This window comes from Metabacillus niabensis, from assembly GCF_020524345.1.
Lineage (GTDB): Bacteria > Bacillota > Bacilli > Bacillales > Bacillaceae > Metabacillus > Metabacillus niabensis_B.
In genome coordinates this window covers 176,331-192,004 of sequence record NZ_JAIVLH010000012.1, presented here as the reverse complement: position 1 = coordinate 192,004, position 15,674 = coordinate 176,331, and the positions used below count along the sequence as shown (strand labels likewise).

The following is a 15,674-nucleotide window of genomic DNA, read 5'->3' as shown; positions in this document are numbered from 1 at the left end:
CCGGCCACCCCCGCACCCCCCGGACCAGCAGACCAGACCCAGGGGACCCCGTTCACCACTTGACGTTGAGAATTGTTATCAATTAAAATTAACGAGTATTGATAATCGTTTTCATTTATATGAAGAGAGGAGTACGTTCGTTGGATTGTTGGAATTATTTTGTGTGTCAGCCCAAGAGTATGATGAAGGGTAGAGCGGGGCATCTACCTGCAAAGTTAACCAATTGTTTTGAGCTTTTGGTTGTGATGGAAGGAAAGGGACATATGATGCTCGATCATGATAACATCCTTTTACATCAGCAGGATATATGTGTGATTCATCCTTCACAGGTATATGAAATCTACTCAAGTCCAGAAGATTCAATTGACTATATGATTATTTCATTTGATATTTTTTCAAGTTTGCAAACTGAAGGTGAGTCTTATCAAAGATTAGGAAAACATGAACGGTTTCCGTTGCAGGGGAAATTAGCTGTTCGTAGTCATTCACATATCATAGAAGAAGTTGAAATTCTAAATTCATCGAAAAACAAAGAACAGGTATTTTATCAAAGATTATTGTTTGAAAACATCATCTATAAACTGCTGCAGCATCAACATGTCCCTCTGGAGAAAGACACGTTTACGGCCATAGAGGGGGCAAAACAATATATTGATTGCCATTTTAATGAACAAATTTCCATTGAATTATTAGCTGAGAAGGCGGATCTTAGTCCAAAATATTTTTCCGCGCTTTTTAAAAAAGAATGTGGTATTAGTGTCAGTGACTACATAACAAGATTACGAGTGAATGAGGCAAAGCGAAGGCTTGTGAGCGGGGATGAGACGGTCCGTCAGATAGCTGCACAGATCGGGTATAGTGATGAGTTTTACTTAAGCCGCAAGTTTAAGAAGGCTGTGGGAATGGCACCGTCTACCTATCGACAGAAACGAAAGCGGAAGGTGGCAGCCTATGATTTTTCAAGCATCGGCCATTTACTTGCTCTGCATATGTTCCCGTATGCCGCTCCCATTCACCCAAAATGGACGTCCTTCTATTATCAAACCTTTCGAAATGATATTCCTGTGCATTTAAGCGCCTTTCAAATTAATAAGGATTGGGAAACGAACATTGATATTTTAATGAATAACAAGCCGGATATTATCGTGAGCAAAAGTGGTATTACCGTTGAAGAAAAGGAACGTTTAACACAGATCGCTCCGGTTTTATACTACCCGGAGTCAGCGGATTGGAAGGACCAATTGCTTTATATGGCAAAGCAATTAGGTGAATTACAAGAAGCGGAAGAATGGCTCCAACACTATGAACATCAAGTCGTGATAACAAGAAAACAACTACATAAACATATGGGACAAACGACATTTCTACCATTGCGCTTTTTCCAAGGGGCCATGTATATAGATCATTCCCGAACAATGAATGAGGTTTTTTATGGTGATCTTCAAATGAAAGCTGCTTTAAATGAATAAAAGAATGGTGTGTTAACAATAGAAGAAATTAGCAAGATTAACCCTGATGCTGTTTTATTAAATATTTGCCAGGAATCACAAACACTTGAAAGCTGGAATGAGTTTCAGGAGCAACCCTTGTGGAACAGCTTGGAGGCTGTTCGTTTAAATCGAGTCTACGACATTACATCAGATCCATGGCGGGAATACTCTCCAAGTGCACATGAACGTGTTTTAAGGGATACACTCACCCTTATGGGAAAAGTCCAAGTATAAAACAAGATATTGTCCATGTTCAGGATACTGGACTTCATTTATCATTTTAAATGATAATGATTATCATCATCTATTAGATGACGAATATAAAGGGAGAGAGTGTATATGAAGAAAAATGGTCTATTTATGTTATTTTTTGCTTTATTTCTTTTAGCAGCATGTGGAAATGAATCTGTTGATTCAACTGCAGGTGAAAAAGAAACACCAAATGAGGAAACAGAAACGAGTGAAGGCAAAGAGCAGACGATCACTTATTTAAATGAAGAATATACAGTAACAAGCAATCCAACAAAAATCGTAACAGCAAGTCAAGAAGCGATGGAAGATGCAGCGATTCTGGGTGTAAAACCAATCGGGGCAATTGCAACTGGCGGAAAGTTTCCTGAATATCTGGGTGATTCAATGTCCGAAGCAACAGAAATCGGAGAAAAAACACAGCCGAGTATTGAAAAATTATTGCAACTAGAGCCGGATGTGATCCTTGGAACATCGAAGTTTCAACCAGAAGTAGCTGAAAAATTAACCGATGTTGCGCCGATGATCCCGATTTCCCATGTCTCAACAAATTGGAAGGATAATCTATTCGTATTAGCAGAGCTAACGGATAAGAAAGAAGAAGCAAATCAAATCATTGCAAATTATGAAAGTGTCATTTCAGAAGTGAAAGAAAAACTGTCAGGATCAATGAAAGATCAACAAGTTCTCATGATTCGGATTCGTGGGGGAAATCTATTTATCTATTCTCCTGACATTTATTTTAATCCAGTATTATATCAAGATTTAGGACTACCTGTACCTGAAGCTGTCAAGGCTGCGAAAAGCCAGGAAATGATTACATTGGAAAAGCTTGCCGAAATCAATCCTGATTACTTATTTGTACAATTCGAAGAACAGGAAAATGCAGATGCACCTGATCGTTTGAAAGAATTGCAGGAAAATGCGATTTGGAAAAGCATGATTTCCGTTAAAAATGAGAAAGTATTTGTGAATGCTGTGTCACCTTTAGCAGCAGGTGGAACAGCATGGAGTAAAACAGAGTTCATCAATGTTATCAAAGAAACATTAGCTCAATAATAAAAAGGTGTGGGTTTGATGCAAGGAAGAATGTCAACGCGAACGATATTTGTATTATCACCGGTTGCTGTGATTTTATCTTTATTTCTCTCTATTCGCAGCGGGTCAACACCTATTAGCTATGGTGATATCATGGGAGCATTCCTTTCATATGATTCCGAAAATATGACCCATACGATCATCATGACATCAAGATTACCCCGTGCGATTGGAGCGATGGTAGTAGGAGCGCTGTTGGCGATGTCGGGAGCCATAATGCAGGGAATGACAAGAAATTATTTGGCATCACCTTCCATTATGGGAGTTTCGGATGGAGCAGGATTTGTCATCACACTTGCGGTTATTTTTTTACCGAGCATGTCTTCCTTGCAAATGATGGTGTTTTCGTTAGTGGGATCAGCCTTAGGTGTCGGCATTGTGTTTGGAATTGCGTCACTGATTCGAAACGGTCTGTCACCTGTGAAGCTGGCGATTATTGGGACAATCATTGGCACTTTCTTTAGCAGCGTTTCTGCAGCATTGGCAACTTATTTTCAAGTATCCCAGACGATGAGCTTTTGGTATAACGCGAGGATTCACCAGATGAATACTGATTTACTAGTATTTTCTCTACCATTCGCAGGAATTGGGTTATTACTGGCTCTTTTGCTGGCAAATTCTATTTCGGTTTTATCGTTAGGTGAAGAAACGTCTGCAGGCTTGGGACAGCGAAAGGGAATGGTGAAAATGTTCACCATTCTTTCTGTTGTGATGATGACAGGAATTTCAGTTGCCCTTGTTGGAAAAGTTGGGTTTGTTGGCTTGATTATCCCTCATATCACAAGGTTTTTGATTGGAGGACAATACCGGTCAATTATTCCATGTGCAGGGATTATAGGTGGGGTGTTTTTGACGCTAAGTGATAGTTTAAGTGTTTATATCAATTATCCGTATGAAACTCCTATTGGCGTTGTTACAGCCATGATTGGTGTTCCTTTCTTTTTATATTTAATAAAAACGAAGGGAGGCACTTCACATGCTTAATACCCAGCATCGTTTTCGACTAACGATGAGTGTTGGCCTTCTTTTTGTTCTGATGCTTTTCTATATCAATTTGTCATTTGGAATTTATAATATGACCTTTCGTCAATTAGTTGAGACGCTTTTCCTTCAGCACGTATCTGACAAGCTTGATATGGTGGTTTTTCAGCTGCGCTTACCGAGAATGATTTTGGCTGCATTTGTTGGAATTGGTTTGGGAGTAGCTGGTGCTGTTCTTCAGGGCATTTCAAAAAATAAATTAGCTGATCCGGGAATTTTAGGCATTAATAGTGGGGCAGGTGCTGCTATCGTTGTTTTCATGTTTTTCTTACAAGGACAACAAGGAGTCACAAGTTGGGTAGCGACAATGACGATGCCACTAATTGGTCTGTTAGGTGGGCTATGTGCCGCTTTATGTATCTTTTTTATTTCACGGGAAAACGGACGACTGGATTCACAGCGGCTTTTGTTAACAGGGATTGCGATAGGGTCCGGCTTTGGGGCATTCACCGTATTTCTTTCTTTAAAAATGAAGGCACAAGACTTTGAGATGGCGACAGTATGGTTATCAGGAAGTATCTATAATGCGAATTGGACCTATATTCTTTCGATTATTCCTTGGTTTCTCATCTGCTTGCCGATTATATTGAGGAAATCGTATTTACTGGATTTGTTCCAGCTTTCAGAGGAATCTCAAATTAGTGTTGGTGTTTCGGTTGAGAAGGAGAAGATTTTTTTATTAATCAGTAGTATAGGACTCGTGAGTGCTTGTGTTTCTGTAGCGGGAAGTATATCCTTCGTTGGATTAATTGCCCCGCATATTGCGAGATTACTAGTAGGTCACAATCATAAAAACATTATACCGCTGTCAGCTTTGATCGGGATGATTTTACTTGTTGGGTCCGATTTTATTGGGAAAACAGTTGTTGCTCCCGCAGAAATACCTGTTGGAATCGTTATTGCGATTATCGGCGTGCCTTATTTTGTTTACTTATTATTTAAAAATAAAGACGTGTAAGGAGGAGAGAAAAATGAAGAACGTGCTAACAAACGAGATTCCGTTTACAATCACAGGGACAAATCAGTTTACTTTTGAGTCTGAAAAAAATCGACTCTATCAAATCCATGTTTCCATTCCGAATGAAGTACCACCAGAAACAGGATTTCCTATCATCTATTTATTAGATGGAAATTCTATTTTTGGAACAGTTGTGGAGGCTGTTAGAATTCAATCAAGAAAACCGGAGAAAACCGGTGTCATACCATCAATTGTTGTCGGTGTAGGATATCCCACTTCAGAACCATTTTCAAAAGAACGATTTTATGATTATACGATGGGGGAGCCTGAGATCGAGATCCCCTCAAACAAGATGGATGGTGCAACAAGTCAGAGGCATGGCGGGGCAGATGAGTTTCTGCAGTTTTTACAGAACGAATTAAAGCCTGCCATGGAACAAACCTACCCAATCGATCAAAAGAAACAAACATTATTTGGCCATTCACTTGGAGGTTTATTTGTTTTACATACCTTGTTTACAAGACCAACCTTTTTTCAAACATATATTGCCGGAAGCCCTTCGATCCATTGGAATCAAAGCATCATTCTAAAAGAAGAAAGTCAGTTTCATCAACTATGTGAAACCGGAGAAATAGAAGCCAATGTACTGGTTGGAATCGGGGAATTGGAAAGATGGCACCACACAAATGTCGGTGAACTTGCCAAATCAATGGTCGACCGTCTAACAACCCGATCCGGCTTAAAGGTAGAATTCATCCAATTCGAAAATGAAGGCCATGTCTCTGTCTTGCCGCCACTCATTACTAGATCACTGCGATTTGCTTTGCGGTAGGAACACAGGGACAGGTCCCTCGTCCCAATTGGGACAAGGGACCTGTCCCCGTGGTTCACAGACTCAAGCGATACAACCGTCGAATTATTTTCCAATTAATATATAATAGGAGATATAGGAATGGATAGATTATAGCGGAATACCATAATTTCCAACCGTTATATTGAAAGAAGCCGTAGTTTACAGCGACCCATTCATAGACTAGTGCAAATAATGTCCATCCCAAGATGTAATATACGGAAGTGCTGAATTTTTTGTTTGTAGGATAAAAATTCAAAAATAGTATATTAACCGAAGGATAAATCCAAAACACGACCCAAAGAGTAATGTAGTCTACCCCTGGACTAAAATACCAATAAAAGTTGTATTTAAATTCCAGATAAATATCTGTAATAAGTTGTAGAACCGTTGAAAATAGTGATGTTGTATACATTTCAAAATAAGAAATTCTTTTTGGCATTAAATAAATAACCAAGCCAAATATGATGACAGATATAAATAGTAGAAACATAGAAATCCACCTCCATCATCATTTTTGCCATTGAATTAAATATTAAACAACTATTGGGACAAGGGACCTGTCCCCGTGGCTCCTCCCCGTGGTTCATATTCGGCCCAACAACCGTTTGATTGAGTGGTTGGCTTCTGTTAGGATGGCTTTTTTGTTGATGGATTTCATGATGCGGTTTTCCATTACGATTTGGCCATTGATGATGGTTGTTTCGACGTCGGCTCTTGTGGCAGAGTAGACGATTCTGGAGATAGGGTCAACTCCATATGATGGGTAGGTATGAAAGTCTTGTAAGTTTAAGATGGCCAGATCTGCTTTTTTGCCGATTTCAATACTCCCGATTTCATTTTCCATTCCAACTGCCTTAGCCCCTCCAATTGTCGCCATTTTGAAAACAGTATGTGCATCCATTGAGGTCGGACCGTGTACTGGTTTTTGGATGAGTGCGGCAAGTCTCATTTCATTGAACATATCTAAATTATTATTACAAGGCGCTCCGTCAGCTCCCAGGCTGAGTGACACCTGTTCATTTATCATGTAAGGTGTATCGGCTATTCCTGACGCCAATTTCAGATTTGATCCGGGACAATGACTAACATGAACCCCTTTTTCACGAATGATCCGTTTTTCTTCTTCATCCAGCCAAATACAATGAGCGAGAATTAACCGGTTATTGGCTAAACCTAAATGGTCCAAATACACAATATTTCTCATTCCGGTTTCTTTTTGGACAATATCAATTTCACCGCGATTTTCCGAAGCGTGTGTATGAACCATCACATTGTAAAATTCAGACAAAGATTGGACTTCACGAAGGAGTTGTTCTGTACAAGAAACAACAAATCTTGGTGAGAACGCATATTTAATCCTGCCTTCATCATAGTTATGCCATTTTTCCAGTAAGTCGACGCTTTCTCTAATCGATCTTTCTGTATTTTCCTGCAAAGGCAGAGGTACTTCTTCTCCCTTATCCATCATCACCTTGCCTGATAAAGCTCTCATTCCGCTTTCAGCAATCGCTTTAAACGCATACTCAGTATGGTGGACAGTTTCCATATCAACAATGGTTGTTGTCCCGCTTTGAATAAGTTCACCAATTCCGAGCATGGCAGAGTAATAAATGGATTCCTCATCATGTGCGGCTTCTAATGGCCAAATTTTCTGTTTTAGCCAGTCCATTAATTCCAAATCATCTCCTTGACCTCGGAAAACAGTTTGACATAGATGAATGTGTGTCTGAACAAAGCCGGGTATGACGGTTTTTCCTGTTGCATCAATGATTTTATCAGGTTGTTGAACGTTTAAATTAGGTCCAATATTTTTTATCATATCGTCCACAATGTGAATATCACCTGTGATGATTTCGTCTTCCTTATTCATCGTAATGATTTGTGCATTTTTTATGAGTATATTCATCTATGATCATCCCCTAATCTTAAACTAAGACACAAAAATAACTACGAAAAAAATATGCCAATAAAATAAAAGCATATTTTCATCGTAGTAAGAAATTTACGGTTTCTTTGTAGAGACCCTTAAACCAATTATTAAGGATATACGTGAAAATCATATGAACTATGTTGTAACAATAATCATAATGAGATAAAAAGTTTGGTTCAACAGGTTTGTTAGTTTATCTGACGGTTTTTCTATAGTTTCTGTTATAGATGAGGTTGTCTTTATAAGTATCCAGATCATAACTATTTGGGTTGATTGAAGCGGAAGGTACGAGACTCCTGTGGGAGAAGTAGGCAGGTGAGATCCCACAGGCGCGCAGCTTACGAGGAAGCTCACCGTCCATCCCACGGAAAGCGAGCATCCTGGAGCTTCAATCAACTAAGCACAACACGTAGTACATAGCATACTTTGTGAAAACATATAAAAAGTGAAGAACCGTATCTTTAGCTTTGAACCAATTATGGATAACATGTGAACATCACCAAAACAATTACACGAAACCGAAACGTAATACTGTACGCTTTGGTTGTACATATGCTATGATTTATTCTAATAAATGAGAAGGGAGGCTGGATTTATTGGGAAGGCGTTATTGCATACTCGTCAAATGGCTGAATTAACACAAAAGATGTATCTTTACAGTACACCATGCATATCTCTTCTTAGTACATCGGTCTTCTTTAAACGGGATTATTGAGACAAACTAGTATTTCCTTTAGAAAATGTCATAAAGTAATCAGATCCTCAAAGAAGATGTGTGTACATGTGGAAGAGAAACATGTACAACGAGAACTGAAACGGTATGATAAAACGTTACCATGTAACGTTACTATTTCTGGAGGTGAATCCCTCTATAGAGGGAAATAATTGGATATTATTACAATCACAAATCTTTTTTTACTTGTCATTTTACTCGGACTGACAGCTTTCTTTGTTGGTTCAGAATTTGCGGTTGTTAAAATTCGAATGTCAAGAATTGATCAATTAATTGCAGAAGGTAACAAAAAGGCAATCATTGCAAAAAAGGTAGCAAGTGATCTTGATTACTATTTGTCAGCCTGTCAGCTGGGGATTACCGTCACGGCACTTGGTCTTGGTGCATTAGGAAAGCCCGCTGTTGAGCGTGTGATGTACCCGGTGTTTGACTTTCTGAATGTATCAGATTCGATCGCATCTGTTGCTTCATATGCGATTGCTTTTATCCTTGTTACATTTCTCCACGTCGTGGTCGGAGAAATGGCGCCGAAAACATTAGCTATTCAATTTTCGGAAAAAATGACATTGCTGCTTGCCCCGCCATTATACTGGTTCGGAAAAATCATGTCTCCATTTATATGGGCATTAAATGGTGCAGCACGTGTCCTGTTAAAAATCTTTGGGGTACAGCCGGCAGGACATGAACAAGCCTATTCAGAGGAAGAATTAAAAATTATCATGACCCAAAGCTATCAGGGTGGTGAAATTGATAAAACTGAGCTCTCTTATATGGAAAATGTCTTCTCGTTTGATGAGCGTGTTGTAAAAGACATTATGGTGCCAAGAACAGAGCTTGTTACACTTGATAAGGATATGAATGATGACGACATCATCAGCATATTGGACGAAAATAACTATACACGTTATCCGGTAACAGAAGATGGCGATAAAGACAATATCGTTGGCTTTGTCAATGTGAAAAAGATGCTAACTCATATTGCGGCCAAACGTGAACGTAAACTCGAAGAATTTGTCCGTGATCTTCCATTTGTTCTTGAAGCAACTCGTCTTCAGGATGCCTTGCTAAAAATGCAACAGGAACAAGTTCATATGTCTCTTGTGATCGATGAATACGGAGGTACATCCGGTATTATCACGATGGAAGACATACTGGAAGAGCTTGTTGGTGAGATTCGTGATGAATTTGATGATGATGAAGTAGCTGATATTAGAACAACTGGTGAAAATCAATATACAATCAATGGTCGTGTTCTTTTAGTAGAGCTTGAAGATCAATTTGGGCTTGTATTTGAGGATAGTGAAGAAGTCGATACAATTGCTGGCTGGATTCAATACCAAAAGGTTGATCCGGTTACAATTGGTGATGAAGTCATCCATGGTGAAGATCTATGGACGGTCATAGAAATGGATAATTATCAAATCAAACAGGTTGTGTTAAAAAGAGCATGCATGGCGAATGTTGGGTAAGGATGTCCTAGCAATACTCTTTAAAATCTTGGAGGTGAATCCCTTAATTAAGGGAAATAATTGGACGGATTAATTGGATTAAACTTGTTTTTAGTGGCTGTATTTATCGGCCTTACTGCTTTTTTCGTTGGTGCTGAATTTGCGATTTTGAAAGTGCGGATGTCAAGGATTGATCAGTTAATTGCAGAAGGAAATAAAAAAGCGGTCATGGCCAAAAAAGTTGCTCATAACCTTGACTACTATTTATCAGCCTGTCAGCTTGGCATAACCATTACCGCACTCGTACTTGGTGCACTTGGTGAACCAACAGTAGAAAAAATGCTTCACCCGCTTTTTGAAAGATTTGCGGTACCAGAGGCTGTAGCAACCGCACTATCTTATGCGATTGCCCTTGCGATAGTAACATTTCTACATGTTGTAATCGGAGAATTGGCACCGAAAACCTTGGCTATTCAATTTTCAGAAAAAATGACATTGCTTTTGGCAACACCGCTTTACTGGTTTGGAAAAGTGATGAATCCATTTATTTATGCTCTTAATGGGGCATCACGTGGAATACTCGGTGTGTTTGGTGTAAAGCCTGCAGGACATGAAACAGCACACTCTGAGGAAGAGTTAAAGTTAATCGTTACGCAAAGCTATGAGAGTGGGGAAATAAACCAAACTGAACTTGCCTACCTTGAAAATATTTTTGCTTTCGACGAACGTGTTGTAAAAGACATAATGATTCCCGCTACGAAAATCATTACGCTTGAAAAAGACATGAACCTGACTGACATCATTGAGGTTCATGATAAATATGACTACACGCGCTATCCGGTCAAAGAAGCAGGGCAGAACAAAATCATCGGGTTTATTAACACAAAAGAAATGCTAACAAGTATTGCTGCAGGAAGAGAGCGGAAACTAGTAGATTTCATCCATGAAATGCCGCATCTCTCTGAATTAACACCAATCAAAGAAGTTCTATTGAAAATGCAACAAAGCCGGGTCCATATGGCCATCATTAAAGATGAATCAGGCCATACAGCCGGCCTTGTAACAATGGAAGACATACTGGAAGAAATCGTCGGTGAAATCCGCGAAGAACAAACAGGTGTAGAACCATCCGTTGCAGGGTAAATCACACTAGAGACTTTATCGGTTTGTTTATATAGTTCTGTAAGAAAACAAATTAGGTTGATTGAGGCGGAAGGTGCGAGACTCCTGCGGGATGAGTGGGCAGGTGAGACCCCGCAGACGCGCAGCAAGGAGGAGGCTCACCGTACACCCCGCGGAAGCGAGCATCCTGGAGCTTCACTCAACCCGCAAGAATATCATACAACCATCACGTGACAGTTTGGAGGTTTTAAAACTTGGGACTGAAAAATTAAAAATCGGCGAATTAGCAGAAATAACCGGCGTGACCAAACGAACAATCGATTACTATACAACCCTGGGCTTATTAAAGGCAGAACGTTCCTCCTCAAACTACCGCTACTATGATTCTTCAGCAATTGAACAACTGCGATTCATTGAAGAATGTAAAGCGAATGGCATGACCCTGGAAGGAATAAAAAAGAAAATTATCGCTACTGCTGAAGAAATTGATGTCTTAGAATTACGATTAAAAATAAAAGGCCTTGAAAAAGAAGTCTCAGAAGTTTTAGCCCAACTGGACAAAAACGACTTGGAAAATCAGGACTTTGTTAAAAAGCATATCTCAAATGAAAGTCTGTCATTAATTCAAACTTTACTTTTATTAATAAATATTAAAAATGGAGGCTAATCGAACATGTTTTTTCATCCAATGGATATTCTCATCTTTATCACATTAGGAATTTCAATTTGGGCTCAGTTTAGAGTAAAAGGGAATTTTAATAAATGGGCGGAAGTCGCAACAAAAACCGGTTTATCAGGAGCAGAAACAGCAAGACGTATATTGGACAGCAATGGGTTGTACAATATACCTATAGAAGTTGTACCAGGTACTCTTTCTGATCACTATGATCCAGTCAAAAAAGTAGTGCGTCTGTCTGAAGCGGTTTATTACGGGCGTTCGATTGCATCTGTATCTGTTGCGGCACATGAAATTGGACATGCGATTCAGCATCAGCAGTCATATGCGGCTCTTATGCTGAGACATAAGATTTTCCCAATCGCAAATATTGCTTCTGGAATTGCCCCATTTCTTTTTATTGGAGGCATGTTGTTACAGCAGTTATCCCTTATCGGAATTGGCATTGTCTTTTTCTCGGCGGCTGTAGCATTTCAGTTAGTAACACTACCTGTTGAGTTTGACGCAAGTAAACGCGCGAGAAACCTCATGTTGGCAGAAGGTATTCTTTATAATGAAGAAGAACATGGTGTGAAAAAAGTGTTAAATGCCGCAGCATTAACATATGTTGCCGGAGCATTAATGGCATTATTTGAGTTAATTAAGTTTATCATGATCTTTATGCAGGGTAATAGTGAAGAATAAAACATGCACAAATGAGGAGGTGGAGGTCTTACGAACGTAAGACGACTCATTGACCACAGTTAATTTAATTTTAATTATCATATTAATTGCCCTAACTGGATTTTTCGTAGCAACAGAATTTGCTATTGTTAAGGTTCGTATGTCTAAAATTGACCAGCTTGTTGCTGAAGGGAAAAAAGGAGCTATAGCTGCAAAGAGGGTTGTTTCCCATTTGGATGAATACTTATCTGCGTGTCAACTCGGGATCACTGTAACAGCTTTAGGTCTTGGTTGGTTAGGTGAGCCGACTGTTGAAAAGCTTCTACACCCTGTATTTGCTTATTTCAATTTTAATGAGTCTGTTACACATATTTTATCATTTGGTATCGCCTTTGCTCTCGTTACATTTTTACATGTGGTTGTCGGAGAGTTGGCACCAAAAACAATTGCGATTCAAAAAGCAGAATTTATTACGTTAATGTTTTCACCGCCAATTATTTGGTTCTATAAAATCATGTATCCGTTCATTTGGTTTTTGAATGGTTCAGCTCGTGTATTAGTTGGCATATTTGGGTTAAAGCCGGCATCAGAACATGAGCTTGCCCACTCAGAGGAAGAGCTTCGTATTCTTTTATCTGAAAGCTATAAAAGCGGTGAAATCAATAAGAACGAGCTTAAGTATGTGAACAACATTTTTGAATTTGATGAAAGAATTGCGAAAGAAATTATGGTGCCCCGTACGGAAATTATTACCATTTCTCTTGAAAGCACCTATGATGAAATCATTGAATTGATTAAAAATGAACGCTATACCCGATATCCTGTTGTAGATGGTGATAAAGATCATATTGTCGGCTTTCTAAATATTAAAGAGCTTTTAACTTCCGCTTTTACGGAATGTGATGATCCTAAGCCATTTGATATCAATGTCTATATTAATCCGGTCATACAAGTAATTGAAACGATTCCGATTCACGATTTATTGCTAAAAATGCAAAAAGAACGAACACATATTGCCGTTTTAATTGATGAATATGGAGGAACATCCGGATTGGTCACAGTTGAAGATATCCTTGAGGAAATTGTTGGGGAAATCAGGGATGAGTTTGATGAAGATGAAATTCCTGACATCCGAAAATTAAATGAGGATCATTATATCTTAGATGGAAAATTACTCATAGAAGATGTAAATAACCTTCTTCACACGACCTTTTCTGACGAAGACATTGATACAATTGGCGGCTGGTTCTTAACACAAAAATTTAACGCTGATGTTGGCGTTGAGGTTGCAGATCAAGATTATATCTTTAAAGTTCACGAAAGTGACGGCCATCATATTCAATATTTAGAAGTGTTTAAAATGAAAAGTAATGTTGTGCCGATTTCGGAGAATTAGACTAAAAAAGACAAAGTTGATGGTACCATTGACTTTGTCTTTTTTTTAGGCTGCTGCACCCGTCACATCCTCCCAAAATCTCCATACCTTATAAAGATTCCTTTCCACACCTACTACTTTCTCTTTCCTGGAGTGATCAAATTTGTTGAAAAATTTATTGCCAATTACCGTGATTTTCTGTTTGACCTTAAGTATTTGGATGCTTCCATCTCAAGCATTTCACAGCAATTTTCCTGCCATAGAGGTATTTGGTAAGTTAGGAACCTTTATTTCTTTTCTGCTCCTTGTGTTGTTTAGTGTGATTCAATTATTTTATTACACATCCAAAAAATGAAAACGGTGGAATGGTAATGAGTGCTTTATTGCCATTCCGTATTAATTATCCACATGGTATAGTTTAAGAAGATGAACAGGGGGATTTAGCCTGGAACAACATAAAATGAGGGAGATATAATGAGATTTATCGATATCGAGGACTATAATCCCATAACGATGCAGCTGGCGATGCCGATTTATGATCGGATGAGAAGGGTGTTATTAACGGCAGGAAGAACGATTCATCCTAATTATTTAGAGCGGATCAAAGCAATAGGTGTATCAACTCTTGTTGTCGAGGATGCTGAGTCAACGGGTATTACCCTTGAGGAAATGCTTGATATGCCAACATGGATGGATACAATTGCTGTTGTTCAGCAGGCGTTTGAAGATGCCTCAAATAAAAAACGATTACATATAGTAGCTCTTCAAAGGGCTGTTGCAACTCTTATTAAAGAAGTAGTTGCTCATAAAACAATTATCCTTGTGCCAACCACCTCATTATCAACAGGCTTGGCACGGTATGCTCACTCAGTAAATGTGGCGCTCTTAAGCTTACAAATAGCCAAACATTTAGGCTACACGCAAGGTCAATTAAGAGACTTGGCTCTTGGCGCTTTATTGCACGATATCGGCAAGGCGGTGACGGATCAGGAAGAAGAACATCCAGTAAAAGGGTTTGACATCATAAAAGAAAATAGGGAAATGAGTTTATTGTCCGCACATATTGCCTATCAACATCATGAATGGATAAACGGCCAAGGATATCCAAGAAAATTGAAAGGACAAGCTGTTTTAGAGCTTCCCCAAGTCGTGGGAATTGCCAATGTTTATGATCATTTACTATCAAATAATAAAATGCCGCCTCATGAAGCATTAGAATACATTATGACAAAAAGTGATGAAGAGTTTTCCTTTAAAGTGGTCCAGGCCTTTGTAAATAGTGTTCCATCCTATATACCTGGCACAAAGGTCGAGTTATATACCGGGGAACAGGCCATTGTTAGTAGGATCAATCAGCATTTACAAAGACCTGTCATACGTTTTTTAACGAATGGAGAAGAGATGGATTTAGCGGAAAATCCGTCTGTTGTGATAAAAAGGGTAGTGAACGAGTAAGGTCAGGATTCAGAATAGTACATTCTGAATCCTTTTTGGATTTGATAAGTATGTAACTATACCTGTACATATAAAATGCATAATGTTACAATTTATTAAAAAAGTAACACGATTTCAAACAAGTGGTGAAGCGGTTAATTTTCCGTATAAAACACCTTTTAGCGTTATCAACTTATCACTTAATGCTCTTAAATCAGCCGGGATTCCTTTCACAACGATTAATTCTAAACAATTATGATGATCAATATGAATATGAGTTGTTGAAATAATAGTTTCGTGATAATCATGCTGTATAGTCATCATGTCATTTAATAATTTATTTTGATGGTGATTATAAAAAAGTAAAATTGCACCTGCTACAATGTCTGTATTATTTGCCCAGCTATGCTGAAAAATTGCATCCCGCACTAGATCTCTAACAGCTTCTGAACGGTTTTGATAGCCTTTTTCCTCAATTATATGATCAAAGCTCTGGAGTAATTTCTCATCCATAGAAACACCAAATCTTGTAAGCTTCTTGTCTTCCAAAGTCGTATAGCTCCTTTGATTGTTATTTTTATCTATATTGTAAAGCAAATGAAAG

At 38.7% G+C, this 15,674-nt stretch carries 14 protein-coding genes, 1 pseudogene and 1 riboswitch; of the genes and pseudogenes, 12 read left to right on the top strand and 3 right to left on the bottom strand.

The window, feature by feature from the left end; genetic code table 11:
- The 6 genes and pseudogenes from LC095_RS14850 to LC095_RS14825 form a co-directional block, all read left to right on the top strand.
- Nucleotides 1-193: hypothetical protein (locus LC095_RS14850; RefSeq protein WP_226528881.1), on the top strand; the 193-nt coding region annotated here is incomplete at its 5' end.
- Nucleotides 120-1,724 (top strand): annotated as a pseudogene (locus LC095_RS14845) (ABC transporter substrate-binding protein). The gene LC095_RS14850 and the pseudogene LC095_RS14845, both read left to right, overlap by 74 nt.
- A gap of 105 nt (nucleotides 1,725-1,829) precedes the next feature.
- On the top strand, nucleotides 1,830-2,798 hold the full coding sequence (locus tag LC095_RS14840; RefSeq protein ID WP_226528880.1) for an ABC transporter substrate-binding protein: 969 nt from the start codon (nucleotides 1,830-1,832) through the stop codon (nucleotides 2,796-2,798).
- An 18-nt stretch (nucleotides 2,799-2,816) separates the two neighbouring features.
- Complete coding sequence (locus LC095_RS14835; protein ID WP_226528879.1) at nucleotides 2,817-3,821, top strand: FecCD family ABC transporter permease; 1,005 nt, start codon at nucleotides 2,817-2,819, stop codon at nucleotides 3,819-3,821.
- Nucleotides 3,814-4,836: a FecCD family ABC transporter permease gene (locus LC095_RS14830; protein WP_226528878.1), complete on the top strand. Its 1,023-nt coding sequence runs from the start codon at nucleotides 3,814-3,816 to the stop codon at nucleotides 4,834-4,836. Before LC095_RS14835 ends, LC095_RS14830 begins: the two co-directional genes overlap by 8 nt.
- A 13-nt stretch (nucleotides 4,837-4,849) precedes the next feature.
- Complete coding sequence (locus LC095_RS14825) at nucleotides 4,850-5,668, top strand: alpha/beta hydrolase (protein WP_226528877.1); 819 nt, start codon at nucleotides 4,850-4,852, stop codon at nucleotides 5,666-5,668.
- 55 nt (nucleotides 5,669-5,723) lie between these two features.
- Here LC095_RS14825 and LC095_RS27075 read toward each other — a convergent pair whose 3' ends face one another.
- Nucleotides 5,724-6,101 (bottom strand): CBO0543 family protein, encoded by a 378-nt coding sequence (locus LC095_RS27075; protein WP_319005799.1) that lies wholly within the window; start codon nucleotides 6,099-6,101, stop codon nucleotides 5,724-5,726.
- Nucleotides 6,102-6,272: 171 nt separating this feature from the next.
- Nucleotides 6,273-7,595: a 5'-deoxyadenosine deaminase gene (locus LC095_RS14820; protein ID WP_226528876.1), complete on the bottom strand. Its 1,323-nt coding sequence runs from the start codon at nucleotides 7,593-7,595 to the stop codon at nucleotides 6,273-6,275.
- Between the two features lie 64 nt (nucleotides 7,596-7,659).
- A riboswitch (purine riboswitch) is annotated at nucleotides 7,660-7,760 on the bottom strand.
- A gap of 744 nt (nucleotides 7,761-8,504) precedes the next feature.
- On the opposite strand from LC095_RS14820, the gene LC095_RS14815 reads away from it, so the two are divergent.
- The 6 genes from LC095_RS14815 to LC095_RS14790 all read left to right on the top strand — a co-directional run bounded on the left by LC095_RS14815 (nucleotide 8,505) and on the right by LC095_RS14790 (nucleotide 15,091).
- Nucleotides 8,505-9,821, top strand: a complete 1,317-nt coding sequence (locus tag LC095_RS14815) for a hemolysin family protein (protein ID WP_226528875.1) — start codon at nucleotides 8,505-8,507, stop codon at nucleotides 9,819-9,821.
- 60 nt (nucleotides 9,822-9,881) lie between these two features.
- Nucleotides 9,882-10,943, top strand: coding sequence for a hemolysin family protein (locus tag LC095_RS14810; protein ID WP_226528874.1), 1,062 nt, complete (start codon nucleotides 9,882-9,884; stop codon nucleotides 10,941-10,943).
- 91 nt (nucleotides 10,944-11,034) lie between these two features.
- Nucleotides 11,035-11,589, top strand: a complete 555-nt coding sequence (locus LC095_RS14805; protein ID WP_226528873.1) for a MerR family transcriptional regulator — start codon at nucleotides 11,035-11,037, stop codon at nucleotides 11,587-11,589.
- A gap of 6 nt (nucleotides 11,590-11,595) precedes the next feature.
- Complete coding sequence (locus LC095_RS14800; RefSeq protein ID WP_226528872.1) at nucleotides 11,596-12,282, top strand: zinc metallopeptidase; 687 nt, start codon at nucleotides 11,596-11,598, stop codon at nucleotides 12,280-12,282.
- Nucleotides 12,283-12,331: 49 nt separating this feature from the next.
- Nucleotides 12,332-13,657, top strand: a complete 1,326-nt coding sequence (locus LC095_RS14795) for a hemolysin family protein (RefSeq protein WP_226528871.1) — start codon at nucleotides 12,332-12,334, stop codon at nucleotides 13,655-13,657.
- Between the two features lie 453 nt (nucleotides 13,658-14,110).
- Nucleotides 14,111-15,091, top strand: a complete 981-nt coding sequence (locus LC095_RS14790; RefSeq protein WP_226528870.1) for an HD-GYP domain-containing protein — start codon at nucleotides 14,111-14,113, stop codon at nucleotides 15,089-15,091.
- A gap of 114 nt (nucleotides 15,092-15,205) precedes the next feature.
- Here LC095_RS14790 and nikR read toward each other — a convergent pair whose 3' ends face one another.
- Entirely contained in the window at nucleotides 15,206-15,619 is a 414-nt protein-coding gene (gene nikR, locus LC095_RS14785) for a nickel-responsive transcriptional regulator NikR (RefSeq protein ID WP_226528869.1), read from the bottom strand.
- Between the last annotated feature and the right edge of the window lie 55 nt (nucleotides 15,620-15,674).

What these genes read in the sequence shown, in the direction of transcription:
- LC095_RS14820 (WP_226528876.1), bottom strand. Translation starts at nt 7,595, where the DNA reads ATGAATATACTCATAAAAAATGCACAAATCATTACGATGAATAAGGAA.
- LC095_RS14790 (WP_226528870.1), top strand. Translation starts at nt 14,111, where the DNA reads ATGAGATTTATCGATATCGAGGACTATAATCCCATAACGATGCAGCTG.
- LC095_RS14835 (WP_226528879.1), top strand. Translation starts at nt 2,817, where the DNA reads ATGCAAGGAAGAATGTCAACGCGAACGATATTTGTATTATCACCGGTT.
- LC095_RS14830 (WP_226528878.1), top strand. Translation starts at nt 3,814, where the DNA reads ATGCTTAATACCCAGCATCGTTTTCGACTAACGATGAGTGTTGGCCTT.
- LC095_RS14825 (WP_226528877.1), top strand. Translation starts at nt 4,850, where the DNA reads ATGAAGAACGTGCTAACAAACGAGATTCCGTTTACAATCACAGGGACA.
- LC095_RS14805 (WP_226528873.1), top strand. Translation starts at nt 11,035, where the DNA reads ATGAGTGGGCAGGTGAGACCCCGCAGACGCGCAGCAAGGAGGAGGCTC.
- LC095_RS14800 (WP_226528872.1), top strand. Translation starts at nt 11,596, where the DNA reads ATGTTTTTTCATCCAATGGATATTCTCATCTTTATCACATTAGGAATT.
- LC095_RS27075 (WP_319005799.1), bottom strand. Translation starts at nt 6,101, where the DNA reads ATGTATACAACATCACTATTTTCAACGGTTCTACAACTTATTACAGAT.
- LC095_RS14840 (WP_226528880.1), top strand. Translation starts at nt 1,830, where the DNA reads ATGAAGAAAAATGGTCTATTTATGTTATTTTTTGCTTTATTTCTTTTA.